Raw genomic sequence first — 24,360 nt, forward strand, 5'->3', positions numbered from 1 at the left:
CGTGAGCAGGAATGGTCGCGTGCCCCACAGCAACTCGACCCCTTCTGCTCACGAAGTGGGGCGTGCGGGGGTCTCGGGTGCGGGTGCGGGCTCGAGGGACTCGGCGGCCAGGCGGGCTCGTTCGGAGCGGCCGAGGCGGACGACGTACTCCGACAGCCCGATCGTGTACACCGCGATCAAGAGCACCTGGAACCCGCTGGCGGCCCCGAGGACGAACGCCCCGAGGACGGCGACGAGCCCCGAACCGAGCAACGGTGTGACGCGGGCGAGCATGCCGATCAGCCCCCGCCGCAGGAGGACGGTGTCGGTGCGGACGATCTCACGGTGCTCCGGCAGGACCGGCACGGGTCGACGCTGCACGTACAGCTGCGTGGCACGCCGCGCTGCGAGCTGCCACGAGGGCCGCACCTGCCGACCGTTGATCGTCGTCGAGGGGTCCGGCGGCCGCCACGTCGGGATGCACGCGAAGGTGAGCAGCCCGACGCCGAGCGCCAGCAGCACCATCGCGACCACGCTGCGGACCGGGGTGGTCCCCGTCCAGTCGACCCGGGCCTCCAGGACGGCCATGCCGACCAGCGCGACGACCGCCGCGATGCCGGACCACAGAGCAGCACGGCGGACGCGTGCCGGATCCAGCACGTCCGTGACGTGCCGGCGGAAGACCTGCCAGCCGAGCGTGAACATCAATCATGTCTACCCGGTGCTGGTGCGGGGTGCCCGCGCGCTTTGCGTTCAGTGAGCAGAAGATGTCGGGTGCGGGCGGGGGACCCGACATCTTCTGCTCACCAAGCGACGCGCTCGCACACGCCGCCCCGCATCCCACACCCGGACACGCCCGAGCGCTGCGCGCCCGGAGCCGCCGCACCCGCGACGTGATGCTGCCGCTCAGGATTCGTCCAGGCGAGCACGGTGACCTCGGACCATGAGTCTCGACATCGTCTACACCGCCGCTGCCCACGCCACCGGAGGCGGCCGCGACGGGCACGTCCGCAGCGAGGACGACCGGCTCGACCTCGACACCCGCCCGCCCAAGGAGATGGGCGGCAGCGGCGAGGGCACCAATCCCGAGCAGCTCTTCGCCGCCGGGTACGCCGCGTGCTTCCTCGGTGCCCTGCACGCCGCCGGCAAGGAGCTCGAGGTCGACACCACCGGCGCCGAGGTCTCCGCCGAGGTCGGCATCGGCGGCACCGGCAACGGCGCCTTCGGCCTCGCCGTGGAGCTCGACGTCTACGCCCCGAACGCCCCGCAGGAGCAGCGCCAGCGCCTGGCCGAGCGTGCACACGAGATCTGCCCGTACTCGAACGCCACCCGCGGCAACATCACCGTCACGCTGTCCATCGTCGACTAGCGTTCGGCCGGTGGTCACCGACACGACGCGCTGCCCCTGCCTGAGCGGCAACCCCTACGGCGAGTGCTGCGCCCCCCTGCACGCCGGGGCCGTCGCGCCGACCGCGGAACGTCTCATGCGCTCCCGCTTCAGCGCCTTCGCGCTGGGCCTGCCGGAGTACCTGCTGCTCACCTGGCATCCGCGCACCCGCCCGGCGGGTCTCGAGTTGGACCCGACCCAGCGCTGGACCCGCTTGGACGTGTTGGCGACCACCTCGGGAGGCCCGTTCGACTCCCACGGCACCGTCACGTTCCGCGCGTGGTGGCGTTCCGACGACGAGCGCGGCACGCTCGAGGAGACGAGCGACTTCGTCCGCGAGCAGGGACGATGGTTCTACGTGGACGGCGTGGTCGCCTGACGACTGCGCACCGCGCCAGCTGACAGGAGCCCACATGCCCGCACGCGACCTCACCCGCTTCGGTGACCGGACCACGGCCGCCGAGGTCGTCGACGGCCTCGACCTGACGGGGCGCACGGCGATCGTCACCGGCGCTGCGTCCGGCATCGGCGTGGAGACCTCCCGAGCACTCGCCGGAGCCGGGGCACGCGTGACGCTCGCGGTGCGGGACGTCGATGCCGGCCGACGGGTGGCGGACGACATCGCCCGGACGACGGGGACGGAAGCGCCGGCCGTCCTGGAGCTGCACCTGGACCGTCCGGCTTCCGTCGAGGCCTGCACCGCAGCGTGGTCGGGGCCGCTCGACGTGCTCGTCGCCAACGCGGGCATCATGGACGCACCCGAGTCGTACATGCCCGCCGGGTGGGAGTCACACTTCGCGACGAACCACCTCGGGCACTTCGCCCTCGCGCTCGGGCTGCACGACTCCCTGGCCGCCTCGGGTTCGGCACGGATCGTCTCGGTGTCGTCGAGCGGACACGGTGGTTCGCCCGTCGTGTTCGACGACCTGTTCTTCCGCCGGCGTCGCTACGAGCCCGGACTCGCGTACGGACAGTCGAAGACCGCCAACGTGCTGTTCGCCGTCGCTGCCGGCCGCCGGTGGGCCGCCGACGGCATCACCGCGAACGCCCTCATGCCCGGCGGGATCTGGACCGGGCTGCAGAAGCACTGGGACCCGGAGGTCCTGGCCGCCACGAAGATCGCCGCGGCCGATGCCGTGAAGACCCCGGAGCAGGGAGCCGCGACCTCGGTCCTGCTCGCCACCGCACCGGAACTCGACGGGGTCACGGGCCGGTACTTCGAGGACTGCCACGAAGCGGCGGTGGTGGAGCGGATCGAGGACGGCCTGCACGGCGTGCTGCACTGGGCGCTCGATCCGGACCAGGCCGATCGGCTGTGGGACGTCTCCGTCGCGCTGCTCGACGCCGAGGCGCGGTCCCGCGGCTGACCGCGGGGCGCCAGCGTCGTCGTCGGCTAGCTGCCGATGACGGCGGGCAGGTCGACCGCGGTGCGCATCGCCCGGCGGACCCCGGCCTCGTCGGGGAGTAGCTCGTCCTCGTCACCGGTCAGGAAGAACCGGATCTGTCCGATCGCCTGCTCGGTGAGCATGTCGAGGCCGTTCAGCACGCGGCCCCCGGCGTCGGTCCAGCGGCTGGCGACCGCGGTGGGCCACGGTTCGTAGGCGACGTCGAACAGCACGGCCTCGGGCCCCGACGGACCGAACTCGAGCGGGTCAGCTGCACCGCCCGGCAGCGTCGAGAGGACGAACCCGTGGTGCGTGCCGGCGAGTTCGGTCAGGGGATGCACCTCGAGCGTCACCCCGAGCCGGACGGCCAGGTCGACCAGCGCACGCGTCTTCGCGGTGTCGCGGACGAACACCCGGACGAGCGACGCCCCGAGCCGGACGGCAGCGGTCAGGGCGCTCGCCGCGGTGGCTCCGCCGCCCAGGATCGTGGCCTCGCCGGGCAGGTGTCCGAGCGCCTCGACCGGGCGGACGAGGCCCTGCACGTCGGTGTTCGCGCCGGCTCGGACGATCGTGGAGCCCTCGTGGCGGAACGCGACCGTGTTGGCGACCCCGAGCTCGTCGACGAGCGGAGTGGTGCGGTCGAGCAGCGGTAGCACCTCGCGCTTGAGCGGCATCGTGAGGCTCAGCCCACGCCATTCCGGACCCAGCCCCGCGACGAACGCGGCGAGCTCGCCGGACGCGACCTCGTGCCTCCCGTAGGTGAAGGGCAGGTCGAGCGCATCGTAGGCCGCAGCGTGGAGCGTGGGCGAGAGCGAGTGCGCGATGGGGGAGCCGAGCACCGCGAGGTGCGTGCGGCCTGGATCGGTGAACGCCACGGTCACCCAGCCTAGCCAGCCGTTTTCCTGCGCACCCCGTTAGGTTAGGCTACCCTTCGTGAACCGTTCTCCCTTGCGTCTCCGACGCGTGCTCGCCGCAGCCGGCGCCGTCGTCGCAGCGTCCCTCGTCCTCGCCGGCTGCGCGTCCGGCTCCGGCTCCTCGACCGACTCGGCGTCGTCGGGGTCGTCCGATGCCGCGTTCCCGGTCTCGATCACGACCGGCCTCGGCACCACCACCATCGAGTCGGCACCGAAGCGCGTCGTCGCGCTCGGGTGGGGGGACGCCGAGACCGCGCTCGAGCTCGGTGTGCAGCCGGTCGGTGCGAGCGACTGGCTCGCGTTCGGCGGCGACGGTGTCGGTCCCTGGCTCAAGGGTGCGTACGACAAGTCGCCGAAGATCATCCAGACGCTCGAACCGAGCTACGAGGACATCCTCAAGCTCAACCCCGATGTCATCCTCGACGTGAAGTCCTCGGGTGACAAGGAGCGGTACGACAAGCTCTCCGCGATCGCGCCGACCGTGGCGATCCCGAAGGGCGGCGCGAACTACCTCGCGTCGACCGAGCAGCAGACGACCATGATCGCGAAGGCGCTCGGCAAGGAGTCCGAGGGCAAGAAGCTGCTCTCCGGCCTCGACGACGCCTACGCCGCAGCACGCAAGGCGCACCCGGACTTCGAGGGCAAGACGGCCGTCGTCGGTGCCTACAGCTCCGAGGGCTTCGGGGCGTACGCCTCCACGGACAGCCGTTCGACCTTCATGCGGAACCTCGGCTTCGAGATCCCGAAGGCCATCGACGAGCAGGCCGGCAAGGAGTTCTCCGTGCACCTGTCCGACGAGAACCTCGACCTGCTCGACGCCGACCTGACGCTGATCCTGCCGATCTACGTCGACGCGTCGGAGGCCTCGTCGAACAAGCTGTTCCAGAAGGTGCCGTCGGTCGAGGCCGGACACTCGATCGTCTTCGACGACAAGGACGTCTCGTCCGCGTTCTCGATGGGCACCACGGCTGCGATCGAGTGGGCGCTCGACAAGCTGCCGGCGCAGTTCGAGGAGAAGCTCGGCTAGGGCTGGTCGTCGCTGCTGGCCGGTTCCGCTGGTCAGCACCGCTGGTCAGCACCGCGAAAGCGACAGGGTGCCGCCGATGTTCGGTGGCACCCTGTCGCTTTCGCAGTTCGGGGGAGGGTGAGCTGGGCTAGACGCCGATGGTGGAACCCAGCAGCGCGAAGAGCAGCGCGATCAGGGGGAGCGTGCCCTGCTTGAACGCGGAGTTGACGTACTTGCGACCCGAGCCGATCAGGATCACCGCGGCACCGAGCATGCTCGCGGTCGAGAACACCACGAGGGTCCAGCCGCTCACGGTGTTGCCGGCCAGCACGAGCACGACGCCGAGGATCGCCCCGATCGCCAGGAACAGGTTGTAGAAGCCCTGGTTGAAGGCGAGCGAACGGGTCGCCACGGCTTCGGTCTCGGAAGCGATGCCGAAGATCCGGCGCGCTTGCGGACTGGTCCAGATGACCGATTCGAGGAAGAAGATGTACACGTGGATGAGGCCCGCGAGGACCGCACAGACACCCGAGATCACCAGCAGGACCGACATGTGCACATTCTCGCAGCAGCGGGCCGGGTTCCGCTGCACGTCCGCCAGTAGGCTCGGACCATGAACGACGACGTCACCCTGTCCGAGGCCGACGCGAGCGCCGTCGACGAACTGCGGAGCATCCGGCAGAGCATCGACAACATCGACGCCGCCGTGATCCACATGCTCGCGGAACGCTTCAAGTACACGCAGCGCGTGGGGCACCTGAAGGCCGAGTCGGGCATGCCCGCCGCCGACCCGGACCGCGAACGGATCCAGGTCGCACGGCTCCGGTCGCTCGCCGCCGACTCCCACCTCGACCCCGCCTTCGCCGAGAAGTTCCTCAACTTCATCGTCGCCGAGGTCATCCACCACCACGAGCGCATCGCGGGCCGCGACGAATGAGCGCCGAGCTGCCGTCGCTGCTCATCGGTTCGTACACGGCGACCGGTGGCGGGAACGCCACGGGCATCTCGCTGGTCGACGCCGGACCGGTCGGAGCCGTTCCGGCACCCCGGACCGTCGCGGTGCTCGACGACCCCTCGTTCCTCGCCGTCTCGGGTGACCGGGTCTACGCGGTCTCCGAGACGAACGACGGTGCCGTGTCGGCCTTCCGGCTGCAGGGCGGCGCACTCGAACACCTGTGGGACGCCCCCGCCGGCGGAGACGCCCCGTGCCACCTGCGGGTCGACCCCTCGGGCGCGCTCGTCGTCACGAACTACGTCTCGGGCACGGTCACGGCGATCTCCCTCGCGCCGGCCGAGTCACACGCGGCGTCGGTGACCGCCAGCGACGGCGTGGTGCTGCACGGGGACGCCGACCAGCGTTCGGTGCCGGCCGAGGCCGTCGCGGTCGCCGTGCTGCCCGACGCCACGGGTCCTGACGACGACCGCCAGGACGGCCCGCACGCCCACCAATCGATCGCCACCCCGGACGGCACGGTGCTCGTCGCCGACCTCGGCGGCGATGCCCTGCACGAGTTCCGCGTCACGGTGTCGGCCGACGGGGTCCCCGCCATCGAGGCACTCCGCGTGCACCACGTGACACCCGGCGCCGGCCCGAGGCACATGGCCTGGGTTGACGGTGACCTGCTCGTCGCCGGTGAGCTCGACGGGCGTGTGCACCGCCTGCGCCGCGACGACTCCGGGTCGTTCGTGACGATCGCTGCCGTGCCGACGTTCGACGGTGCGGTGGGGGAGTCGCTGCTCAGTCACATCGAGGTCGACGAGGCCGGCCGCGTGTACGTGGCTGTGCGCGGGCGGGACCTGCTCGTGGTGCTCGACGCTCGTGACGGCGGGCTCGCCGTCGTCAGTTCGGTGCCCTGCGGTGGGGTCTGGCCGCGGCACTTCGCGCGGGTGCCCGGGTTCGTCCTGGTGGCGAACCAGATGTCCGACGCCGTCGCCGTGCTCCCGCTCGACGCCGAGGGCATGCCCGGCGAAGCCGTCGCGCAGATCCCGGTCGGCACGCCGACGTGCGTCGTCCCGCTCTGACGCCGGGAACAGCCGGCTAGAACTCGATCAGGTTCTCGAACGGGCGACCCTCGGCCAGTGCGGCGACCTGCTTGCGCATCAGCTCGATCGACCGCGGCACGCTCAGGTCGGTGTTGCCGCCGACGTGCGGGGTGAGCACGGTGTTCGGCGTCGTCCAGAGCGGGTGTCCGGCGGGCAGGGGCTCCGGGTCGGTGACGTCGAGGGCCGCGAACAGCCGCTCCGACCGCAGTTCGGCGACCAGGGCGTCGGTGTCGACGACCTTGCCGCGCGCCACGTTCACCACGAGGGCACCGTCCGGCAGCGCCGCGAGCAGCTCCGCGTCGACCAGGCGTTCGGTCTCGGCGGTGAGCGGCGCGATGAGCACGAGGACGTCGGTCGTCTGAGCCAGCTCGGGCAGCTCGCCGAACGCGTGCACGTGCCGGCCGTCCTGCTCGCGCGCGGTCCGGGCGACCACGGTCACCTCGGTGCGGAACGCCTCGAACCGGGTGGCGATCGCGGACCCGATCGCCCCGTAGCCGACGACGGTCACCCGGCGGTCGGCGAGCGATCGGGTCTCGCGGGCGTCCCAGACGCCGTTGGTACGGTCGATCTGGAACGCCGAGATCTCACGGAGCGACGTCAGCGCGAGGCCGACCGCGAGCTCGGCGGTCTCGTCGTCGTGGATGCCGCGACCGTTCGCCAGCTGCGCGTGACCGGGCACGTGCGGGACGGCGTGCTCGTACCCGGCGCTCGGCAGCTGCAGCAGCTGGAGCTCGGGCAGGTCGTGCACGAACTGCCAGCGGTGCCGCCCCTCGAAGTAGAACGGCAGGAACGTGATCGCGACGTCGTCCGGGCGACCGTACGGCGACTCGACGTCCCAGACGTCCAGCTCGATGCCGTCCGGCACGGGGCCGAACCGGTCGACGAGCTCGGCGAAGGGCAGGGTGACGATCGACATCCGCGACCCGGGCCTAGGCGTCGGTGCGCGGCGAGAAGGCACCGTCGGAGTCGAGCGGCCCGCGGCCGACGTACCCCTCGGTGACGTCCTCGACGATCACGTCGCCGAAGCGGGCCGGCAGCGTCGCGGCGTGGGTGCCGCGCAGCTCGTCGACCGTGGCCTCGAACGCGCCCTGGACCTCGAGCGTGCTCGACGTTGCGTCGGTCACGCCGATGCGCAGCACCGGGAAGCCCCGGCCGTCGCACATGCCCTGGAACCGCACGTCGTCCTCGCGGCGGACGGTGACGATGACGCGACCGGTCGACTCGGAGAACAGCGCGGTCGCGGTGTCGATGCCGTCGCGGGTCTCGAGCTCGTCGAGGACCACGCGAGCGCCGATGCCGAAGCGGAGCACCGACTCGGCGAGGGACTGGCCGAGGCCGCCGTCCGCCAGGTCGTGCGCGCTGGTGAGCAGCTGCTCGCCGGACGCCGCGTACAGCAGCTCGGCGAGGGCCTTCTCGCGCTCGAGGTCGACCGCCGGCGGACGCCCGCCCAGGTGCCCGTGCACGGTGCCGGCCCACGCGGAACCGTCGAGCTCGAGGCTCGTGGTGCCGAGCAGGTAGATGTTGTGGCCGTCGTCCTGCCACCCGGACGGCACGCGCTTGGCGACGTCGTCGATGATGCCGAGCACGCCGACGACGGGCGTCGGGTGGATGGGGGTCGAGCCGGTCTGGTTGTAGAACGACACGTTGCCGCCGGTGACCGGGATGCCGAGCTCCATGCAGCCGTCTGCCAGGCCCTCGACCGCCTCGGAGAACTGCCACATGACCTCGGGGTTCTCGGGGGAGCCGAAGTTCAGGCAGTCGGTGACGGCGGCGGGGACGGCACCGGTGACGGCGACGTTGCGGTAGGCCTCGGCCAGGGCCAGACGGGCACCCTGCTTCGGGTCGAGCTGGCAGTACCGGCCGTTCGCGTCGGTGGCGATGGCGACACCGAGGCCCGTTTCCTCGTCGACGCGGATCATGCCGCCGTCGTCGGGGAAGGACAGCGCGGTGTTGCCGAGCACGTAGGTGTCGTACTGGTTCGTGACCCAGTTCTTCGACGCCAGGTTCGGCGAACCGAGCAGGCTGAGGAACTGTGCCTTCAGCGCGGGGCCGTCGGCCGGGCGGTCGAGCGAGGCGGCGGTGTCGGCCTGCAGCGCGTCGATCCAGGTCGGGTAGGCGACCGGGCGGTCGTAGACCGGGCCGTCGACGGCGACGGTGCGCGGGTCGACGTTCACGATCTCCTGGCCCTGCCAGTCGATGACGAGTCGGCCGGTGCCGGTGACCTCGCCGAGCACGCTGGTCTCGACCTCCCACTTGCCGACGACGCTGAGGAACTCGTCGAGCTTGTCGGGGCGGACGACCGCCATCATGCGCTCCTGGCTCTCCGACATCAGGATCTCTTCGGCGGTGAGCGTGGGGTCGCGGAGCAGGACGTCGTCGAGCGAGATGTGCATGCCGCCGTCCCCGTTGCTCGCGAGCTCCGAGGTGGCGCAGGAGATGCCCGCGGCGCCGAGGTCCTGGATGCCCTCGACCAGGTCCTTCTGGAACAGCTCGAGGCAGCACTCGATCAGGACCTTCTCGGCGAAGGGGTCGCCGACCTGCACGGCCGGGCGCTTGGTCGGGCCACCCTCGGTGAAGGTGTCGGACGCCAGGATCGACGCGCCGCCGATGCCGTCGCCACCGGTGCGGGCACCGAACAGGACGACCTTGTTGCCGGCACCGGACGCGTTCGCCAGGTGCAGGTCCTCGTGGCGGAGGACGCCGACCGCGAGGGCGTTGACCAGCGGGTTGCCCTGGTACACCGGGTCGAAGTAGGTCTCGCCGCCGATGTTCGGCAGGCCGAGGCAGTTGCCGTAGAACGAGATGCCACCGACGACGCCGTGCACGACGCGTGCGGTGTCCTCGTGGTCGATCGCGCCGAAGCGGAGCTGGTCCATCACGGCGACGGGGCGGGCGCCCATCGAGATGATGTCGCGGACGATGCCGCCGACACCGGTGGCCGCGCCCTGGTACGGCTCGACGTAGGACGGGTGGTTGTGCGACTCGACCTTGAAGGTCACCGCCCAGCCGTTGCCGACGTCGACGACACCGGCGTTCTCGCCCATGCCGACCATCAGGTTCTTCGTCATCTCCGGCGTGACCTTCTTGCCGAACTGACGGAGGTAGTTCTTCGAGGACTTGTAGGAGCAGTGCTCGCTCCACATCACCGAGTACATCGCCAGCTCACCCGAGGTGGGGCGGCGGCCGAGGATCTCCTTGATGCGGGCGTACTCGTCCGGCTTCAGGCCCAGCGCGTCGTACGGCTGCTCCTTGTCGGGGGTGGCTGCCGCGTCCTGCACGGTGTCGGGCTTCGGGCGAACGGGTGTCGTCACGGTGTCGTTGTTCCCTGTCACTTGACGAGCGCGTGCTCGATCACGGAGGTGAAGAAGGTCAGGCCGTCGGTGCCCGAGGCCATCGCGGCGGGGGTGTCCGGGCCGAACCCGGCCTCGGTCGCGTGCTCGGGGTGCGGCATCAGGCCGACGACGTTGCCGCGTTCGTTCGAGACGCCGGCGATGTCGTCGATGGAGCCGTTCGGGTTCACGCCGACGTAGCGGAACACGACCTGGCCGTTGTCCTCGATGCGCTTGATGGTGTCGGCGTCCGCGACGAAGCGGCCGTCGGCGTTCTTCAGCGGGATGGTGATCTCCTGCTGGGCGCTGAAGCCGGAGGTCCAGGCGGTCGCGGTGGTCTCGACGCGGAGCTTCTGGTCGCGGCGGATGAACTGCTGGTGCGCGTTGCGGGTGTGTGCTCCGGGGACCAGGCGGGCCTCGGCCAGCATCTGGAACCCGTTGCAGATGCCGAGCACGGGCATGCCCTTGCCTGCGGCGTCGATGACCTCGGCCATGATCGGGGCCTTCGCGGCGATCGCGCCGGCACGCAGGTAGTCGCCGTACGAGAACCCACCGGGCAGCACGATGGCGTCGACACCCTGCAGGTCGTGGTCGCCGTGCCAGAGGGCGACGGGGTCGGCACCGGCGAGACGGACGGCGCGCTGGGCGTCGCGGTCGTCGAGCGAGCCGGGGAACGTGATGACGCCGATGCGCATCCGGGTCACTGGCCTTCGACGGTCACGGACACGACGTCCTCGATGACCGCGTTCGAGAAGACGTCGGCTGCGATGTCGCGGACCTCGGCGAGCTTGGCGTCGTCGACGGGGCCGTCGACGGTCACCTCGAAGCGCTTGCCGATGCGGACGTTGGTCAGGTCGGCCTTGCCGAGGCGGGCCAGGGCGTTGCCCACGGCCTTCCCCTGGGGGTCGAGGATCTCGGCCTTGGGCATGACCTCGACGACGATCGTTGGCACGTGTTCTCTCCAGCACTTCAGGGGTGGGGGGACGCGACCAGTCTACGGGGCGCGCGCGACACGCCGGGACGGCCACGGGCCTCCAGGCCGGCCCTTGCTGTGCGGTTGCTCATGTCTGTTCCAACACGTATATTCCACTTCGAATAGTCAACAACGAACAAGCGGACTGGAGGCACGTGTGCCGTCGCTCACGCCACTCGCGTTCGCCGCGCTCGGGCTCCTGGCCGAGGGGCCGACGCATCCCTACGAGATGTTCCAGACGATGACGCACCGACGGGACGGTCGGAACGTCAAGGTCCGGCCCGGCACCCTGTACCACCAGGTCGGCCGCCTGGTGGAGCTCGGCCTCGCCGAGGTCGTGGGGACCGACCGGGCGGGCAACCGTCCGGAACGCACCACCTACGCCATCACGGACGAGGGGTGGACGGCCCTGCACGACGGGCTCGTCCGGCTGATCGCCGAACCGGCCGAGGAGTACCCCGTCTTCCATCTGGCCGTCGCCGAGATCGAGAACCTGTCGGTCGACGAGGCCGAGTCCGCACTCCGGGCACGGGCCGTCGCACTCCGGGCCCAGCGCGACGAGACGGACGAGATCCTCGGGGTCGTCCGTGCCAAGGACCTGCCCGAGCGGTACTGGCTCGACGTGTCGTACGTGCGTGCCATGCTCACGACGCAGATCGAGTGGCTCGCCGCCACGGCCGACCGGATCGCCGCCGGCCACATCTCCTGGGACGCCTCCGTCGCGTCCGCAGACACCACCACGAACAGCAAGGAAACCACTCGATGACCACCGTCACGCCTCCGCGGACGACCGAGAAGAAGCCGTGGCCTGCCCTGTGGGCACTCGTCGTCGGGTTCTTCATGATCCTCGTCGACTCGACCATCGTGTCGGTCGCCACCCCCACCATCGCGCAGGAGCTCGACGCGGACATCAACTCCGTGATCTGGGTGACGAGCGCCTACCTGCTCGCCTACGCCGTGCCGCTGCTCATCACCGGCCGGCTCGGTGACCGCTTCGGCCCGAAGGTCATGTACCAGATCGGCCTCGTGGTCTTCACGCTCGCCAGCCTGTGGTGCGGCCTGGCCGGCTCGATCGAGGTGCTGATCGTCGCCCGCGTCGTGCAGGGCCTCGGCGCCGCCATGATGAGCCCGCAGACCATGTCGGTCATCACGCGCATCTTCCCGCCGCAGAACCGCGGCGCGGCCATGGGCCTGTGGGGCGCCGTCGCCGGTGTCGCGTCGCTCGTCGGCCCGATCGTGGGCGGCCTGCTCGTCGACGGCTTCGGCTGGGAGTGGATCTTCTTCGTGAACGTCCCCGTCGGTGTCGTCGCGTTCGTGCTCGCGCAGCGCTTCGTGCCGTCGTTCGAGCGGCACGGACACCGCTTCGACTACCTCGGCATCTTCCTGTCGGCAGCGGGCCTGTTCCTGCTCGTCTTCGGCATCCAGGAGGGCGAGACCTACGACTGGGGCGTCATCGCCGGCCCGATCTCGGTGTGGTCGCTCATCATCGTCGGTCTCGTGGTGCTCGCCGGCTTCGTCGTCTGGCAGGGCGTGCAGAAGGGCGAGCCGCTGCTGCCGCTCGGCCTGTTCAAGGACCGCAACTTCACGCTGGCCAACGTCGCCATCACGGCCGTCGGTGTCGCGATCGCGTCGTTCGCGCTGCCGATCATGCTGTGGGCCCAGGACGTCCTGCGCTTCTCGCCGACCCAGGCCGCACTGCTCCTCGTGCCGCAGGCCGTGCTGTCCGCCGCGCTCGCGCCGATCGTCGGCAAGAACCTGAACCGCTGGAACCCGCGCTGGGTCGCCTCGTTCGGGCTCGCCTGCTTCTCGGTCGGCCTGTTCTGGTTCGGCGCCCTGCTGTCGAGCGGTGCCGAGTGGGGCTGGGTGCTCCTGCCGAGCGCCCTCCTCGGTCTCGCCAACGCCTGCATGTGGGGACCGCTGTCCGTCTCGGCGACGCGCAACCTGCCGCCGAAGCTGGCCGGTGCCGGCTCGGGCGTCTACAACACCACCCGCCAGATCGGTGCGGTGCTCGGTTCCGCCGGCATCGCCGCCCTGATGGAGGCCCGGATCACCGCGAACTTCCCGGCGTCGTCCGGTGGGGCCTCGGCCGGTGGTGCCGAGCAGCAGGTCGGCGCGCTGCCGGGCTTCCTGCTCGAGCCGTTCTCCAAGGCCATGGGTGAGTCGCTCTACCTGCCGGCGATCGTGCTGATCGTGGCCATCGTCGCGGCGCTGTTCCTGGCGAAGCCGAAGCAGACCGTCGCGTGGCAGCAGACCGGCTCGGTCACCACGCAGCCCGACGCCGAGCCCGCGGGGGCCCCGTCGAAGTAGGGCACGAGCGCTTCGGCGCCCAACGAGTGAGCAGAAGAAGTCGAGTCACCTCCGGGTACTCGACTTCTTCTGCTCACTCGTGTCGGGGACTCACCCCCGCCCGTCAGCTGCGGCGCTGCAGGTGCGCCCGGGTGAGCTCGTCCATCTGTTCGTCGGTCAGGGCGTCGACGTCCCGGGCCTCACGGCGGTCGGTCCGCTGCCACCGGATGAACAGGGCGACGAGCACGGGGATGTCCGCCACCTCGGCGATGAACCACAGCAGGTCGCCCGCCAGGTGCTGGTCCTGCAGCGGCGACGGGTACCAGGCCCGCCCGACCGCCGGCACGAGGGACCCGTCGAGCACGTGGTTCGTGATGCGCAGCACGATGCCGGGCACCGCGTCGATGACGAGCTCGACGAACGCGAGCAGGAACTCGGCCGTGGCGAATGTCGACGAGACGAGCACGCCGACCTCGGACAGCGGCGCGAGCAGGCCGAACCCGAGTGCCGGCACGGTCACGGTGATGACGGCGGCCCAGGCGGGGGACTCCCGGATCACCGCCGAGAACGGGGTGAGCAGGACGGCGAACAGCGCGAGCGCGACCAACGGGGCGACGATCGCGTTGCCGAGCAGCCGCACCGGACGTGACCCCATGACCGCGTCGGCGACCTGCGCAAGGCGAGCCGGGCCTCCGATCCGGAGCAGTGCGACGGGCGCACCGAGCGCGGCGAAGGTGGGGACCGCGAAGAACAGCAGGGCGGCCCGCAGGACGAACGCCCAGCGCAACCGCTCGTCGTCGACGCCGACGATGCCGAACTGCAGCACGCCGAACAGCACGAGCGCCGTGGCGAAGGCGAGCGTGCGCCACCACGGCCACCGGGCACCCCGTCGGACCGCTCCGACGACCCAGCGGCCGTAGGCGAGCGCGGCGACGACGAGGAGCACCGCCGCCAGTGGGTCGAACCGCCAGGTGCTCCAGAACTCGGGTGTCGACGGCGTGGGGAGCCTCCTGGGGATCAGGCGGACTCGTCCTTCGCGCCGCCGGAACCATCCTCCGTCCGCCCGACGCCCGCCGGGTGTCCGTCGTGGCCCCGCGACGGTGAGAACCGGTTCAGATCCGGGCGACCCCGGGTGCCGGGACGGTCCGTGACAGCAGCCAGACGCCCACCGGTACGGCCACGGCGCCGACGAGCGCGACGCCGAACGACAGGTGCAGCTGCATCACGAGGAACGCCGGGCCGATCGTGCAGAGGGCGGCGACCGCGACGACCGGCCACGACGGACGGTCGGCCGACGGCAGCAATCGGGGGAGCGGCCGGTCGAACCAGCGCAGGGCCCGGGCCACCCCGATCGCGACGGCGAGCACCACCACGAGTGCGACGATGCGCGACGCCCACCACGGACCGGAGCCCGGCGCCGGGAACGGCACCCCGACGAGCAGGGCGATGCCGTTCAGTGCGATGAACAGCGGCAGGTGCCACAGGTAGATGGTCATGCCGTCGCGGCCGAGGACGAACACGGCCCCGAGGGCGGCCCGCGTGCGCATCAGCCGGGTGAGCGGCGCGTGCACGAGCTGGACCAGGCAAGCCTGCGCGATCGCCAGGAACGCCAGCGGGAGCATCGGCGGGTTGAGGTCCTGCAGCATGTCCGGTGCCCAGAGCCCGACCGAGGTCATCGGCACGAGCACTGCGTACGCGGCGACGGCGATGCCGAGCAGGAGCACCTTCGAGCGGCGAGCGAACCAGCCGTCGGCCCAGAGGAAGCCGAGCTGCTGCGCGAAGAGCCACACCGGCCCGAGGTTGAGCAGGCCGACCTCGGCGACCCCGGTGGCCAGGCGGACGGCGTCGACCGCCCCGGCGAGCACGAGCAGCACGGCGAGGGTGGCCCACGGTGCTCGCTCGTGCAGGCGCATCATCACGGGGACGCAGCACTGGGTGATGCCGTAGGCCGCCAGGAACCAGAGCGGCGAACCGATGCCGAACGCGACCTCGGCCAGGAGCTCCGGCGGCGTGCCAGCGGCCGTGGCGACCCCGAGCCCGAGCGCGAGGAACACGAACAGCGGCACCGCGGGCCGGAACAGCCGCACCAGGCGGGTGGCCAGGAAGTCGCGGGCGGGGCTCGGCGCACCACGGGCGACGGTGCTGCGCCAGCCGACGGCACTCGCGAACCCGCCGACCACGAAGAACAGCGGCATCACCTGCCCGACCCAGGTGGCAGCGACGTACCAGGGGAGTTCCTGCAGCGGGCTCGTGACCCGCACCCCCTGGTCGTCGGCGGCGACGCCGACCATCGTGACGTGCACGATGACGACGAGGACGACGCAGGCCGTCCGGATGAGGTCGACGACCAGGTCCCGCTTCGCGATGATCCCCCGGACGTCCGCGGTGCTGTTCGCCTGTTCAGGTAGACCCTGGCTCGTGGACATGTCCGGACGTTAGCGTGCGGAACGGTCGGTCCAGTGTCGTCCCAGCTGATCGCGACCGGATCGTGACACTTCGTATTCCGGTGGCGGCATGCGTCCCCTCGCTGGCCGGCAGCAGAAGCTCGTGTACAGTGAACGCGTTGTCTTGATTCCTGCAAAAGAAAGGCTCAGCATGGACGCCGACGCCGATCTGCTCCGTTCCTCGGGGCTCCGGGTCACGACCCCGCGACTCGCGGTGCTCCGAGCGACCGACTCGATGCCGCACGCCACCGCGGACGACATCGTCACCGCGCTCGCCGTGGAGCTGCCGACCACCAGTCACCAGGCCGTCTACGGCGTGCTGAACGCCCTGACCGGCGTCGGGCTCGTCCGCCGCATCGAACCGGCCGGTAGCCCTGCCCGGTACGAGCGCCGCACCGGTGACAACCACCACCACATCGTCTGCACCCTGTGCGGCGCGATCGAGGACGTCGACTGTGCGGTCGGCCACTCGCCCTGCCTGACCCCGTCCGAGACCCACGGCTTCGCGGTCACCACCGCCGAGGTCACCTACTGGGGCATCTGCGAGCGCTGCGCAGCGGCAGAGCGCGACGACGCAGAACGCGACGACGCAGAGCGCGACGACGCAGAGCGCGACGCCCCAGACGCGCCCGACGCGAGCGCGCAGGCCCCCGGCGCCCCCACGCCCGCCTGACGGCGACCGCCCACCGCACCGGCCGCACGACGCGCCGGACCCCGAACCACCCGAGCACCCCTGACCGAACCAACGTCCCACCTCCAGGAGGAACCGTGTCCGACCAGAACACGCCGACCGGCACCCCGACCACCACGACCAACAGCGGCGCCCCCGTCTCGAGCGACGAGCACTCGATGGGCGTCGGGGCCGACGGCCCCCTCGCGCTGCACGACCACTACCTGGTCGAGAAGCTCGCCCAGTTCAACCGCGAGCGTGTCCCGGAGCGGGTCGTGCACGCCAAGGGCGGCGGCGCCTTCGGTACCTTCACCGTCACGCAGGACGTCTCCCGCTTCACCCGTGCCGCGTTCCTGCAGCCGGGCAAGCAGACCGAGATGCTGGCCCGCTTCTCCTCCGTCGCTGGTGAGCAGGGCTCCCCGGACACCTGGCGCGACCCCCGCGGCTTCGCGCTGAAGTTCTACACCGAAGAGGGCAACTACGACCTCGTCGGCAACAACACCCCGGTGTTCTTCATCCGCGACGGCATCAAGTTCCCCGACTTCATCCGCTCGCAGAAGCGTCTGCCGGGTTCGCACCTGCGCGACCACGACATGCAGTGGGACTTCTGGACCCTGTCGCCCGAGTCGGCGCACCAGGTCACGTGGCTGATGGGCGACCGCGGCCTGCCGGCGAGCTGGCGCGAGATGGACGGCTTCGGCTCGCACACCTACCAGTGGATCAACGCCGAGGGCGAGCGCTTCTGGGTGAAGTACCACTTCATCACCGAGCAGGGCCACAAGACCCTGACGCAGGAGGACGCCGACCGCATCGCCGGTGAGGACGCGGACTTCCACATCCGTGACCTGCACGCCGCGATCGAGCGTCAGGACTTCCCGCGCTGGACCCTCAAGGTGCAGGTCATGCCCTACGAGGACGCCGCGACCTACCGCTTCAACCCGTTCGACCTGACGAAGGTGTGGCCGCACGCGGACTACCCGCTCATCGAGGTCGGCACGATGGAGCTCAACCGCAACCCGGAGAACTACTTCGCGCAGATCGAGCAGGCGACCTTCGCCCCCTCGAACTTCGTGCCCGGCATCGCGGCGAGCCCCGACAAGATGCTCCTCGCGCGCATCTTCAGCTACGCGGACGCACACCGGTACCGCGTCGGCACGAACCACGCCCAGCTGCCGGTGAACGCCCCGAAGAACGAGGTCCACTCGTACTCGAAGGACGGCGGCATGCGCTTCGACTTCCAGAAGTCCGAGGTGCCGGTGTACGCGCCGAACTCGCTCGGTGGTGCGCACGCCGACCCGAACGCGACCGACGACGCCCCGGGCTGGGAGTCCGACGGTGCGCTGCAGCGTTCCGCCGCGACCCTGCACCCGGAGGACGACGACTTCGGCCAGGCCGGCACGCTCGTCCGCGAGGTCCTGGACGACGCCGCCCGTGAGCGCCTGGTCGGCAACATCGCCGGCCACGTCTCGAAGGTGACGCGCGACGACCTGCGTGAGCGCGTGTTCGCCTACTGGACGAACGTCGACGCCGACCTGGGTGCGCGCGTGCGCGCCGCGGTCGTGCCGAGCGCGCCGGGCTCCAACGAGGACCCCGAGAAGGTCGCGGTCGAGGCGTAAGCCCCGCTGCACGACCTGACGGACGGGAGGCCCGGTACCAGCTGGTACCGGGCCTCCCGTCCGTTGGTCGTTGCGTCTAGACCTGCTGGCCGTTCAGCCAGATCGGGCCAGCGGGCCAGTCCTCGAGCTGCGCTGCCACCGGCAGCGCCATCCAGCCGCCCTGCTCGGTGTTGCTGACGCCCGCGCCCTCGGCGGTGAACGCCGAGAAGGTGCCGACGGCCTCGGGGAACTCGTGCCAGCCGAGCTTCGCGTAGAAGGGGATCCGGTCCTCGCCGGCCCCGAGGAACCCGAAGGGGACGCGGAGTCCCTCGAGGACCGCCGCGGTCCGGGTCATCAGCTCGCGGCCGACGCCGGTGCCCTGCAGCCGGGGCGACACGGCGACCAGGCCGGTGTCGCCGACCAGGACGTCTTCGCCGCCGACGGAGATGTACATGCGGCGGATGCCGACGTGGGCCAGGACGACCCCGTCGGCGTCGTGCGCGAGCACCCGGCGTTCCGGCTGCATGCCGGACCAGCTCCGGCCGCCCACGTACCAGTGCGACCAGTCGGGGAAGGCCTGCCCGAGCAGCGCTGCGATCGCTTCGTGGTCGGGGAGCGACAGCGTGCTCTCCTCGACCACCTCCCACCGGATGTCGTCAGTCACGGGTCCATCCTGCACGGATGTGGTGGTGGTCGTTGCATTCTTGCCCCGTCCGGTAATACGTTAACGGTGAAATCGGAGTGATGTCACAATCAAAGGGGAGATCGATGTCGATCAAGAACGTCGTACTGGGTGCGGTCGTGCTGGGGAGTGTCGTGGGCGGCGGGATCGCGGTCGACACCGTGACGGCGCCGGAGGCGAGTGCGGCGACGTGCTGGCGGAAGGTGACGCAGAGCACGGGCTTCAACGATTCGGGGTGTGGTCGCGCTCAGCACTTCAACCGTCTGCGGAGCGGGACGATGAAGTGGGGGAACGTGGTCGGTGGCAACAAGTGGTCCTACCAGGCCGCCTGCTGGACCAACATCGCCCAGTACGGCATGACCCGGGCCTGACGCGGTGATTCGGAGCAGGCTTCGGGCAGCAACGATCGTCGGGCCGATCGCCGCCGTGGGGCTCGTCGGCTGTGCTCAGGCGGATGCTGCACCCCGGGTCGTCGATCCGTCGGGCTTCTCCGCGGCCGGGCCCTGGGCGGGTGAGTTCGCGGAATCAGCCGCCGACGCCAGCCCGTACCAGCGGCAGATCCTCTCGGACGGAACGATCTCGGCGCGGGAGGTCGCAGATGCGCAGTCCCGCATGAGCGCATGCATGCGGGATCTCGGCTACGACTACACGACAGCGGAGGACGGCACGTCCGAAGCCTCGCCGCTCCCCGGGCGGAAGGCTGAAGACGCCACGGCCATGAACGATTCGAAGTCGAAGTGCGCGAAGGACTTCGACAGCGACGTGACCTACCTGTTCAACGAGGTCCGGCGGAACCCGGAGAAGCAGGACGAGGCAACGATCACCGTCGCGTGCCTCCGTGCTGCGAGACTCGTCGACGACACGTACACCGAACGTGAATGGCGCACCCAGAACGACGACGGGAACTTCTCCTTCTCGCCGTGGGACCCCGCAGCCGTACAGTGTCGGCTGGACCCCCTCGGCCTCTGGCGGCAGTGATGCGCTTCCCGTCTGCCGCACTCCTGGCGCTCGGGGCGATGGTGGTCGCGGCGGCGACGGCCGCCGCCATCGTGGTCGTTGTGCCGGCCGAGGTCCCGGCGGCACTCCGGACGGCGGCCCCCGCGAGCACCGTCCGGGTGACCGAGCGCACCGATGCCGACGAACGACAGGTGCAGCTCGCACTCGACACCGGTGCCCCACGGGCGGTCGTGACGTCGCGGAGCGGCACGGTGACGACGTCGACGTGCTCGACCGGGGCACCCGTGCGGAGTGGGGACGTCCTCGCGCGGGTCGACGGGCGGCCGGTGATCTCGCTCGCCAGTGACGAGCCGCTGTGGCGCGACCTCGAGCTCGGCGACCGCGGGGCCGACGTCACGGGGTTGCAGCGGGAACTCACGCGCCTCGGTGCCGGACTGAGCATCGACGGCATCCTCGGTCGGGGCACACTCCGTGCTGCGCAGCAGTTCCTGGTCGACCGAGGCGTCGACCGTGACGACCTGCCCGACGACGTCGTACTGCGGGACCCGTTCGCATGGGTGCCAGCCGCCGAGAACGCCGTCCTGGCGTGCGTGGCCGTCGTCGGGGCCGCGGTCGGCGCCGATGGTGTCCTCGTCGAACTCCCGGCTGAACTCCGCGGTGCACGCATCGAGGCGCTCCCGGTCGATCCGGCGTCGGGGGAGCGCGTGCTGCGGATCGGGAACGCCGATGTCCCGATCGACACCGCAGGGGTGGTCTCCGCGTCGACGGACCTCGCTGCGATCACCGCCCTGCCGGAGTACGCGGCGACGGTCGCTTCGGCGGACGGCGCACCGACGGTGGCCGCGACGTGGACGCTCAGTCGCCCACGAACCGTCCAGGTGGTGCCACCGACGGCCCTCTGGGACCTCGAAGGTGACCGGGCGTGTGTGCAACCGACGACGGGGCGGCCGCTCCGGGTCGAGGTCCTCGGGTCGGAACTCGGGCAGTCGTTCGTCCGGGTGCCCGGCGGACGAACGCTTGACCGGATCCGTGCCGCGCCGGACCGGTCCAGCTCGTGTCGGTGACGCTCGAGGGCGTCGGACACGTCTGGTCGAACGGCACCGTGCTGTTCGACCGCGTCGACCGCACCTTCGCCGAGGGGACCGTTACCGCGGTCGTCGGGCCGAGCGGTTCCGGCAAGTCCACGCTGCTCGCGATCCTCGCCGGGATGCTCCGTCCGACGCGCGGTGCCGCCGTCCGTCCGCCGGGCTGTCGGCCGCTCTGGGTCTTCCAGAACCCGTACGGGGTGGCCCGCCGCCACGTGCTCGACCACGTCGCGCTGCCGTTCGTCGCCCAGGGGGCGGATCGTCGGACCGCGGACGTCCGGGCGCTCGAGGTCCTCGAGCGCTTCGGGCTCGGTTCGCGGGCGCACGCGCGGTTCGCCGAACTGTCCGGTGGTGAGGCGCAACGCCTGATGCTCGCGCGCGCCATCGCCAGCGCGCCGGGTCTGATGCTGGTCGACGAGCCGACGGCGCAACTCGACCGGGCGACCGCGATCGAGGTGAACCGTGGGATCGGTGCGCTCGCCGCGTCGGGGACGGTCGTCGTCGTCGCCACGCACGACGACGCGACCCGTGACGCCTGCGACGGGGTGCTCGATCTCGGGCGGTACCGATGAGCCCTCGCCGGATGCAGGTGACCGAGGTCTGGCTGGAGGCGTGGCGCGACATCGCTTCCGGAGCCTCGTGGGCAGCCACGGCCGCTGTCGTCCTCGCGGTGCTGCTCAGCGGCGTCGTGGGCATGCGCGCCGGAGCGGTCGCCGGTGACGTCCGAGCGGCTGCGGTGTTCGTCGCGAGCGGTGCGGCGACGACCGTCCAGCGGGCCGAGGGCCGGATCGACGGCCGCGTGTGCGATGCCCTCGCGGATGCCGAAGGGGTCATCGCGTCCGGTGCGTTCCGGCGCCTCGACGCCGGGGTCGTCCCCGCCGCGCTGCCGGGCTCGGCGATCCCGACCTACGAGGTGACCGCCGGGGTGCGTGGTCTGCTCGGCGGCTCCGATGCCGACGGCACCGCGGGAGTGATCGTCTCGCCCACGGTGCACGAGACCCTGGGTCTTGCTGCCGGCGATCGCCTCGTGACGGTGGGCGGCGCGGGCACCGGAGTCGCCGGCGTGTACGACTACCCCGACGACGGCCGGGACCCCGACCTGGAGTACTCGGTCCTCGCGCCGACGGTCGACGACGGGTCGCCGTTCGACGCCTGCTGGGCGACGGTGTGGCCGCAGCGCGACGACACGGTCTCGATGCTCCGGCGCACCGTCTTGCCGGCGAGCGGGGCCGAGGGCGAGGACCGACCGACCGCCGGGCAGCTCAACCCGACGCTGGGCGCGGTCTTCACCCCCGCGGCGCGGCAGCCAGTCCTCGTCCCGTTCGGTGCAGCGGCCCTCGCGGGGCTGACGATCGGCGGGGCAGCGGTCGCACGGCGTCGGCTCGCCCTGGCCTCCGATCGGCACGTCGGGGTACCGCGGAGTGCGCAGGTCCTCGGCGTCGTCCTGCAGCACCTGGTCTGGGCATCTGTCGGGGCGGTGGTCGCGACGAGCGTCGCGGTGGTGTCGGTGCGTGGCCTCGAGGTCGACGATGCGCTGCCGATCGTGCGCGAGGCAATCGCGATCGCGTCCCTCGGGCTCGTGGGCGCGCTGCTCGGTGGGGCGCTCGCCGCAGCCGCGATCCGCGAGCGCGCGCTGCACCGCTACTTCCGCTCCCGCTGACCGCGGCCGGCGGGGCGGACGCGCGCCGGGCCTCCCGTCGCCTGCGCGCCCCGTCCGCTGTGCGCCCCCGTGCGCCAAAGCGACAGATCGCCGCAAACCGTTCGCAGCGATCTGTCGCGTTGGCGGGTGCCTCGCGCCGGGATTGCGTGGATCTGTCGCTCTGACGCAGCGACCGATGCCCATTTGGTTGACGCGTCAACTAAATGGGCGCACACTGGTGCCATGCACACGCAGGACCTCCTCGCCGCCGACACCGGGATGGGTGCCGTCACCCTCCGCGTCGCGAACCTCGACCGGATGATCGGCTACTACCGCGACGGCGTCCAGCTCTCGCTGCTCTCGAACGAGGGCGGCGTCGCCGTCCTCGGGCGACCGGGCGCCGGTGGCCTGGCGGTGCCGATCGTGATCCTCGAGCACGCGCCGTCCATGCAGCACGCCGGCTCGCACGACGCCGGCCTGTTCCACACCGCGATCCTGTTCGACACGAGGGCCGACCTGGCCGCCGCGCTGTACTCGGTCGCAACGAAGTTCCCGCAGACCTTCACCGGCAGCGCCGACCACCTGGTGAGCAACGCGTTCTACTTCACCGATCCCGAGGGCAACGGCGTCGAGCTGTACTGGGACCGCGACCGCACCGAGTGGTCGTGGACGCACGGCACGGTCGACATGGACACGAAGTACGTCGACCCGAACGCGTTCCTGCAGTCCCACCTGACGCAGGACGCCCTGGACACCGCCGCGGCACGCCCGGGCAAGGTCGGCCACGTGCACCTGTCCGTCGGCGACGTCGACGCCGCGCGCTCCTTCTACGTGGACACCCTCGGCTTCGAGACCACCGCCGGCTTCGGCGAGGCACTGTTCGTCAGCGCCGGCGGCTACCACCACCACATGGCGATGAACACCTGGAACTCACGTGGGGCCGGGCGCCGCCAGCTCGCGCTCGGGCTCGGACTCGTGCGGATCGAGGTGCCCGGGTCGGACGACCTCGGTGCCCTCGTCGCACGCATGCACGACACCGGGGTGCAGACCGCCGACGACGGCCGGACGGTCGCGTTCGAGGACCCGTGGGCGAACCGCATCGAGGTGACCGCGCCCGGTCGCGGCTGACGAGCGGGTCGCGAGGGGCCGACAGGTCAGGCGCTGTTCGAGATCCCGCCGTCCGACTTCAGCAGCTGCCCGTTCACCCAGGCGCCCTGCTCCGAGCAGAGGAACCCGACGAGCGCGGCGGTGTCCGACGGGCGTCCGAGCCGGCCGAGCGGGGTGCCCTCGACGGCCCAGCCCTTGACCTCGTCGGACATCCAGCCGGTGTCGTTCGGGCCCGGGTTCACCACGTTGGCGCTGACACCGAGGCTGCCGAGCTCCTTCGCGGCGCCGAACACGATCCGGTCGAGCGCGCCCTTCGACGCCCCGTACGGCAGGTTGTACGCGATGTGGTCGCTCGTCAGGGCGACGATCCGGCGTCGGTCGCGCGGTGCGGCGTCCCCGGCGAGCTCGAGCCCGGCCGCGTAGGCCTGCACGAGCAGGAACGGTGCGCGGGCGTTCACGGCGAAGTGGCGGTCCCACGACTCGACGGTCGTGGTGCGGAAGTCGGAGTCGACGGACTCGCAGTGCGACATGACGAGGGCGGTGACCGGGGCGCCGGCTTCCGCCTCGGCGCGGCCGACGAGGGCGGCCGCCTGCTCCGGGTCCTCCAGGTCGACCGGGAGGCGCGTCACCCGTGCTCCCGCCGCCTCGCACTCCTGCACCACCGACTCGACCCCGTCCGGGTCCGCCCCGCCGCTCACGCGGTCGTCGTAGGGCCCCCACCACGAGATGGCGAGGTCCCAGCCGTCGGTCGCCAGCCGGGTGGCGAGCGCTGCGCCGATGCCGGCTCTGCGGCCCACGCCGGTCACCAGGGCGAGTGGTCGTGCGGACGTCATGCGTGCCTCCTGCTCCGGCGCTCCGTCGCGCCGATCGGCACCCAGT

Annotated in this window: 27 protein-coding genes; 16 read left to right on the top strand and 11 right to left on the bottom strand. The window is 71.2% G+C overall.

What is annotated here, in order from left to right; all coding sequences use genetic code 11:
- Window positions 1-48: 48 nt before the first annotated feature.
- A complete protein-coding gene (locus tag DEJ11_RS02965) occupies window positions 49-684 on the bottom strand; it encodes a hypothetical protein (RefSeq protein ID WP_111103844.1) in 636 nt (211 codons plus the stop codon).
- Between the two features lie 238 nt (window positions 685-922).
- Between DEJ11_RS02965 and DEJ11_RS02970 the strand changes: the two genes are divergently transcribed.
- Genes DEJ11_RS02970 through DEJ11_RS02980 form a run of 3 tightly spaced genes read left to right on the top strand, consistent with a single transcriptional unit; the run spans window position 923 to window position 2,733 of the window.
- Entirely contained in the window at window positions 923-1,348 is a 426-nt protein-coding gene (locus DEJ11_RS02970) for an organic hydroperoxide resistance protein (RefSeq protein WP_027465016.1), read from the top strand.
- A gap of 10 nt (window positions 1,349-1,358) precedes the next feature.
- The gene (locus tag DEJ11_RS02975; protein WP_111053813.1) at window positions 1,359-1,745 is read left to right on the top strand and encodes a YchJ family protein; all 387 of its coding nucleotides are present in this window, start codon (window positions 1,359-1,361) and stop codon (window positions 1,743-1,745) included.
- Window positions 1,746-1,779: 34 nt separating this feature from the next.
- A complete protein-coding gene (locus DEJ11_RS02980; RefSeq protein WP_111053812.1) occupies window positions 1,780-2,733 on the top strand; it encodes an SDR family NAD(P)-dependent oxidoreductase in 954 nt (317 codons plus the stop codon).
- A gap of 26 nt (window positions 2,734-2,759) precedes the next feature.
- Here the strand turns inward: DEJ11_RS02980 and DEJ11_RS02985 are convergent, their stop codons facing one another.
- Window positions 2,760-3,626 (bottom strand): shikimate dehydrogenase family protein, encoded by an 867-nt coding sequence (locus DEJ11_RS02985; protein ID WP_111053929.1) that lies wholly within the window; start codon window positions 3,624-3,626, stop codon window positions 2,760-2,762.
- A 58-nt stretch (window positions 3,627-3,684) separates the two neighbouring features.
- Between DEJ11_RS02985 and DEJ11_RS02990 the strand changes: the two genes are divergently transcribed.
- Window positions 3,685-4,692: an iron-siderophore ABC transporter substrate-binding protein gene (locus tag DEJ11_RS02990; protein WP_071404382.1), complete on the top strand. Its 1,008-nt coding sequence runs from the start codon at window positions 3,685-3,687 to the stop codon at window positions 4,690-4,692.
- 127 nt (window positions 4,693-4,819) lie between these two features.
- Here the strand turns inward: DEJ11_RS02990 and DEJ11_RS02995 are convergent, their stop codons facing one another.
- Complete coding sequence (locus DEJ11_RS02995; RefSeq protein WP_111024254.1) at window positions 4,820-5,224, bottom strand: DUF1304 domain-containing protein; 405 nt, start codon at window positions 5,222-5,224, stop codon at window positions 4,820-4,822.
- Window positions 5,225-5,284: 60 nt separating this feature from the next.
- Here DEJ11_RS02995 and DEJ11_RS03000 point away from each other — a divergent pair, with 60 nt between their 5' ends.
- On the top strand, window positions 5,285-5,608 hold the full coding sequence (locus DEJ11_RS03000) for a chorismate mutase (RefSeq protein WP_111053811.1): 324 nt from the start codon (window positions 5,285-5,287) through the stop codon (window positions 5,606-5,608).
- On the top strand, window positions 5,605-6,693 hold the full coding sequence (locus DEJ11_RS03005) for a lactonase family protein (RefSeq protein WP_111053810.1): 1,089 nt from the start codon (window positions 5,605-5,607) through the stop codon (window positions 6,691-6,693). Before DEJ11_RS03000 ends, DEJ11_RS03005 begins: the two co-directional genes overlap by 4 nt.
- 16 nt (window positions 6,694-6,709) lie before the next feature.
- Here DEJ11_RS03005 and DEJ11_RS03010 read toward each other — a convergent pair whose 3' ends face one another.
- From DEJ11_RS03010 to purS, 4 genes are read right to left on the bottom strand one after another with little or no spacing between them, the layout of a single operon-like run.
- Window positions 6,710-7,630 carry a 2-hydroxyacid dehydrogenase gene (locus DEJ11_RS03010; RefSeq protein WP_111053809.1) on the bottom strand — a complete coding sequence of 307 codons (921 nt, stop codon included), beginning with the start codon at window positions 7,628-7,630 and terminating at the stop codon, window positions 6,710-6,712.
- A gap of 13 nt (window positions 7,631-7,643) precedes the next feature.
- Window positions 7,644-10,025, bottom strand: coding sequence for a phosphoribosylformylglycinamidine synthase subunit PurL (purL, locus tag DEJ11_RS03015; RefSeq protein WP_231495638.1), 2,382 nt, complete (start codon window positions 10,023-10,025; stop codon window positions 7,644-7,646).
- A gap of 17 nt (window positions 10,026-10,042) precedes the next feature.
- Window positions 10,043-10,738, bottom strand: a complete 696-nt coding sequence (gene purQ, locus DEJ11_RS03020; protein ID WP_027465024.1) for a phosphoribosylformylglycinamidine synthase subunit PurQ — start codon at window positions 10,736-10,738, stop codon at window positions 10,043-10,045.
- 5 nt (window positions 10,739-10,743) lie between these two features.
- Window positions 10,744-10,995: a phosphoribosylformylglycinamidine synthase subunit PurS gene (gene purS / locus DEJ11_RS03025; protein WP_017886272.1), complete on the bottom strand. Its 252-nt coding sequence runs from the start codon at window positions 10,993-10,995 to the stop codon at window positions 10,744-10,746.
- Window positions 10,996-11,173: 178 nt separating this feature from the next.
- Between purS and DEJ11_RS03030 the strand changes: the two genes are divergently transcribed.
- Both DEJ11_RS03030 and DEJ11_RS03035 read left to right on the top strand, forming a co-directional pair.
- Window positions 11,174-11,782: a PadR family transcriptional regulator gene (locus DEJ11_RS03030; protein WP_181433132.1), complete on the top strand. Its 609-nt coding sequence runs from the start codon at window positions 11,174-11,176 to the stop codon at window positions 11,780-11,782.
- Window positions 11,779-13,323 carry a DHA2 family efflux MFS transporter permease subunit gene (locus DEJ11_RS03035; RefSeq protein WP_111091897.1) on the top strand — a complete coding sequence of 515 codons (1,545 nt, stop codon included), beginning with the start codon at window positions 11,779-11,781 and terminating at the stop codon, window positions 13,321-13,323. The genes DEJ11_RS03030 and DEJ11_RS03035 overlap by 4 nt, the downstream gene beginning before the upstream one ends.
- Window positions 13,324-13,426: 103 nt before the next feature.
- Here the strand turns inward: DEJ11_RS03035 and DEJ11_RS03040 are convergent, their stop codons facing one another.
- Both DEJ11_RS03040 and DEJ11_RS03045 read right to left on the bottom strand, forming a co-directional pair.
- Window positions 13,427-14,248 (bottom strand): cytochrome c oxidase assembly protein, encoded by an 822-nt coding sequence (locus tag DEJ11_RS03040; protein WP_111103841.1) that lies wholly within the window; start codon window positions 14,246-14,248, stop codon window positions 13,427-13,429.
- A gap of 166 nt (window positions 14,249-14,414) precedes the next feature.
- Entirely contained in the window at window positions 14,415-15,728 is a 1,314-nt protein-coding gene (locus DEJ11_RS03045; RefSeq protein ID WP_111046660.1) for an acyltransferase family protein, read from the bottom strand.
- Window positions 15,729-15,897: 169 nt separating this feature from the next.
- On the opposite strand from DEJ11_RS03045, the gene DEJ11_RS03050 reads away from it, so the two are divergent.
- Window positions 15,898-16,419 (top strand): Fur family transcriptional regulator, encoded by a 522-nt coding sequence (locus tag DEJ11_RS03050; RefSeq protein ID WP_258375431.1) that lies wholly within the window; start codon window positions 15,898-15,900, stop codon window positions 16,417-16,419.
- A 95-nt stretch (window positions 16,420-16,514) separates the two neighbouring features.
- Window positions 16,515-18,032 carry a catalase gene (locus DEJ11_RS03055; RefSeq protein WP_111103839.1) on the top strand — a complete coding sequence of 506 codons (1,518 nt, stop codon included), beginning with the start codon at window positions 16,515-16,517 and terminating at the stop codon, window positions 18,030-18,032.
- A 76-nt stretch (window positions 18,033-18,108) separates the two neighbouring features.
- Here the strand turns inward: DEJ11_RS03055 and DEJ11_RS03060 are convergent, their stop codons facing one another.
- Complete coding sequence (locus DEJ11_RS03060) at window positions 18,109-18,675, bottom strand: GNAT family N-acetyltransferase (RefSeq protein WP_071405850.1); 567 nt, start codon at window positions 18,673-18,675, stop codon at window positions 18,109-18,111.
- Window positions 18,676-18,779: 104 nt separating this feature from the next.
- Here DEJ11_RS03060 and DEJ11_RS03065 point away from each other — a divergent pair, with 104 nt between their 5' ends.
- The 6 genes from DEJ11_RS03065 (at window position 18,780) to DEJ11_RS03090 (ending at window position 23,502) form a co-directional block, all read left to right on the top strand.
- On the top strand, window positions 18,780-19,064 hold the full coding sequence (locus DEJ11_RS03065) for a hypothetical protein (RefSeq protein WP_111029808.1): 285 nt from the start codon (window positions 18,780-18,782) through the stop codon (window positions 19,062-19,064).
- A gap of 55 nt (window positions 19,065-19,119) precedes the next feature.
- The gene (locus DEJ11_RS03070; protein ID WP_111103837.1) at window positions 19,120-19,671 is read left to right on the top strand and encodes a hypothetical protein; all 552 of its coding nucleotides are present in this window, start codon (window positions 19,120-19,122) and stop codon (window positions 19,669-19,671) included.
- A complete protein-coding gene (locus DEJ11_RS03075) occupies window positions 19,671-20,714 on the top strand; it encodes a peptidoglycan-binding domain-containing protein (protein ID WP_111103835.1) in 1,044 nt (347 codons plus the stop codon). The genes DEJ11_RS03070 and DEJ11_RS03075 overlap by 1 nt, the downstream gene beginning before the upstream one ends.
- On the top strand, window positions 20,705-21,307 hold the full coding sequence (locus tag DEJ11_RS03080) for an ABC transporter ATP-binding protein (protein WP_111029812.1): 603 nt from the start codon (window positions 20,705-20,707) through the stop codon (window positions 21,305-21,307). Before DEJ11_RS03075 ends, DEJ11_RS03080 begins: the two co-directional genes overlap by 10 nt.
- On the top strand, window positions 21,304-22,395 hold the full coding sequence (locus DEJ11_RS03085; protein WP_146250063.1) for a hypothetical protein: 1,092 nt from the start codon (window positions 21,304-21,306) through the stop codon (window positions 22,393-22,395). The genes DEJ11_RS03080 and DEJ11_RS03085 overlap by 4 nt, the downstream gene beginning before the upstream one ends.
- A 222-nt stretch (window positions 22,396-22,617) precedes the next feature.
- Complete coding sequence (locus DEJ11_RS03090; protein ID WP_111103832.1) at window positions 22,618-23,502, top strand: VOC family protein; 885 nt, start codon at window positions 22,618-22,620, stop codon at window positions 23,500-23,502.
- Window positions 23,503-23,528: 26 nt separating this feature from the next.
- Here DEJ11_RS03090 and DEJ11_RS03095 read toward each other — a convergent pair whose 3' ends face one another.
- The gene (locus DEJ11_RS03095) at window positions 23,529-24,314 is read right to left on the bottom strand and encodes an SDR family oxidoreductase (protein WP_111053797.1); all 786 of its coding nucleotides are present in this window, start codon (window positions 24,312-24,314) and stop codon (window positions 23,529-23,531) included.
- Window positions 24,315-24,360: the final 46 nt, after the last annotated feature.

This window comes from Curtobacterium sp. MCLR17_058 (genome assembly GCF_003234705.2).
GTDB classification, from domain to species: domain Bacteria; phylum Actinomycetota; class Actinomycetes; order Actinomycetales; family Microbacteriaceae; genus Curtobacterium; species Curtobacterium flaccumfaciens.

Excerpts from the sequence above, each read along its gene's own strand:
- DEJ11_RS03000 (WP_111053811.1), top strand. The coding sequence starts at position 5,285 with ATGAACGACGACGTCACCCTGTCCGAGGCCGACGCGAGCGCCGTCGAC.
- DEJ11_RS02965 (WP_111103844.1), bottom strand. The coding sequence starts at position 684 with ATGTTCACGCTCGGCTGGCAGGTCTTCCGCCGGCACGTCACGGACGTG.
- DEJ11_RS03045 (WP_111046660.1), bottom strand. The coding sequence starts at position 15,728 with ATGTCCACGAGCCAGGGTCTACCTGAACAGGCGAACAGCACCGCGGAC.
- DEJ11_RS03010 (WP_111053809.1), bottom strand. The coding sequence starts at position 7,630 with ATGTCGATCGTCACCCTGCCCTTCGCCGAGCTCGTCGACCGGTTCGGC.
- DEJ11_RS03065 (WP_111029808.1), top strand. The coding sequence starts at position 18,780 with ATGTCGATCAAGAACGTCGTACTGGGTGCGGTCGTGCTGGGGAGTGTC.
- DEJ11_RS03090 (WP_111103832.1), top strand. The coding sequence starts at position 22,618 with ATGCACACGCAGGACCTCCTCGCCGCCGACACCGGGATGGGTGCCGTC.
- DEJ11_RS03050 (WP_258375431.1), top strand. The coding sequence starts at position 15,898 with ATGGACGCCGACGCCGATCTGCTCCGTTCCTCGGGGCTCCGGGTCACG.
- purQ (WP_027465024.1), bottom strand. The coding sequence starts at position 10,738 with ATGCGCATCGGCGTCATCACGTTCCCCGGCTCGCTCGACGACCGCGAC.
- DEJ11_RS03035 (WP_111091897.1), top strand. The coding sequence starts at position 11,779 with ATGACCACCGTCACGCCTCCGCGGACGACCGAGAAGAAGCCGTGGCCT.
- DEJ11_RS03075 (WP_111103835.1), top strand. The coding sequence starts at position 19,671 with ATGCGCTTCCCGTCTGCCGCACTCCTGGCGCTCGGGGCGATGGTGGTC.
- DEJ11_RS02970 (WP_027465016.1), top strand. The coding sequence starts at position 923 with ATGAGTCTCGACATCGTCTACACCGCCGCTGCCCACGCCACCGGAGGC.
- DEJ11_RS03095 (WP_111053797.1), bottom strand. The coding sequence starts at position 24,314 with ATGACGTCCGCACGACCACTCGCCCTGGTGACCGGCGTGGGCCGCAGA.
- DEJ11_RS03005 (WP_111053810.1), top strand. The coding sequence starts at position 5,605 with ATGAGCGCCGAGCTGCCGTCGCTGCTCATCGGTTCGTACACGGCGACC.
- DEJ11_RS02995 (WP_111024254.1), bottom strand. The coding sequence starts at position 5,224 with ATGTCGGTCCTGCTGGTGATCTCGGGTGTCTGTGCGGTCCTCGCGGGC.
- DEJ11_RS03085 (WP_146250063.1), top strand. The coding sequence starts at position 21,304 with ATGAGCCCTCGCCGGATGCAGGTGACCGAGGTCTGGCTGGAGGCGTGG.
- DEJ11_RS02980 (WP_111053812.1), top strand. The coding sequence starts at position 1,780 with ATGCCCGCACGCGACCTCACCCGCTTCGGTGACCGGACCACGGCCGCC.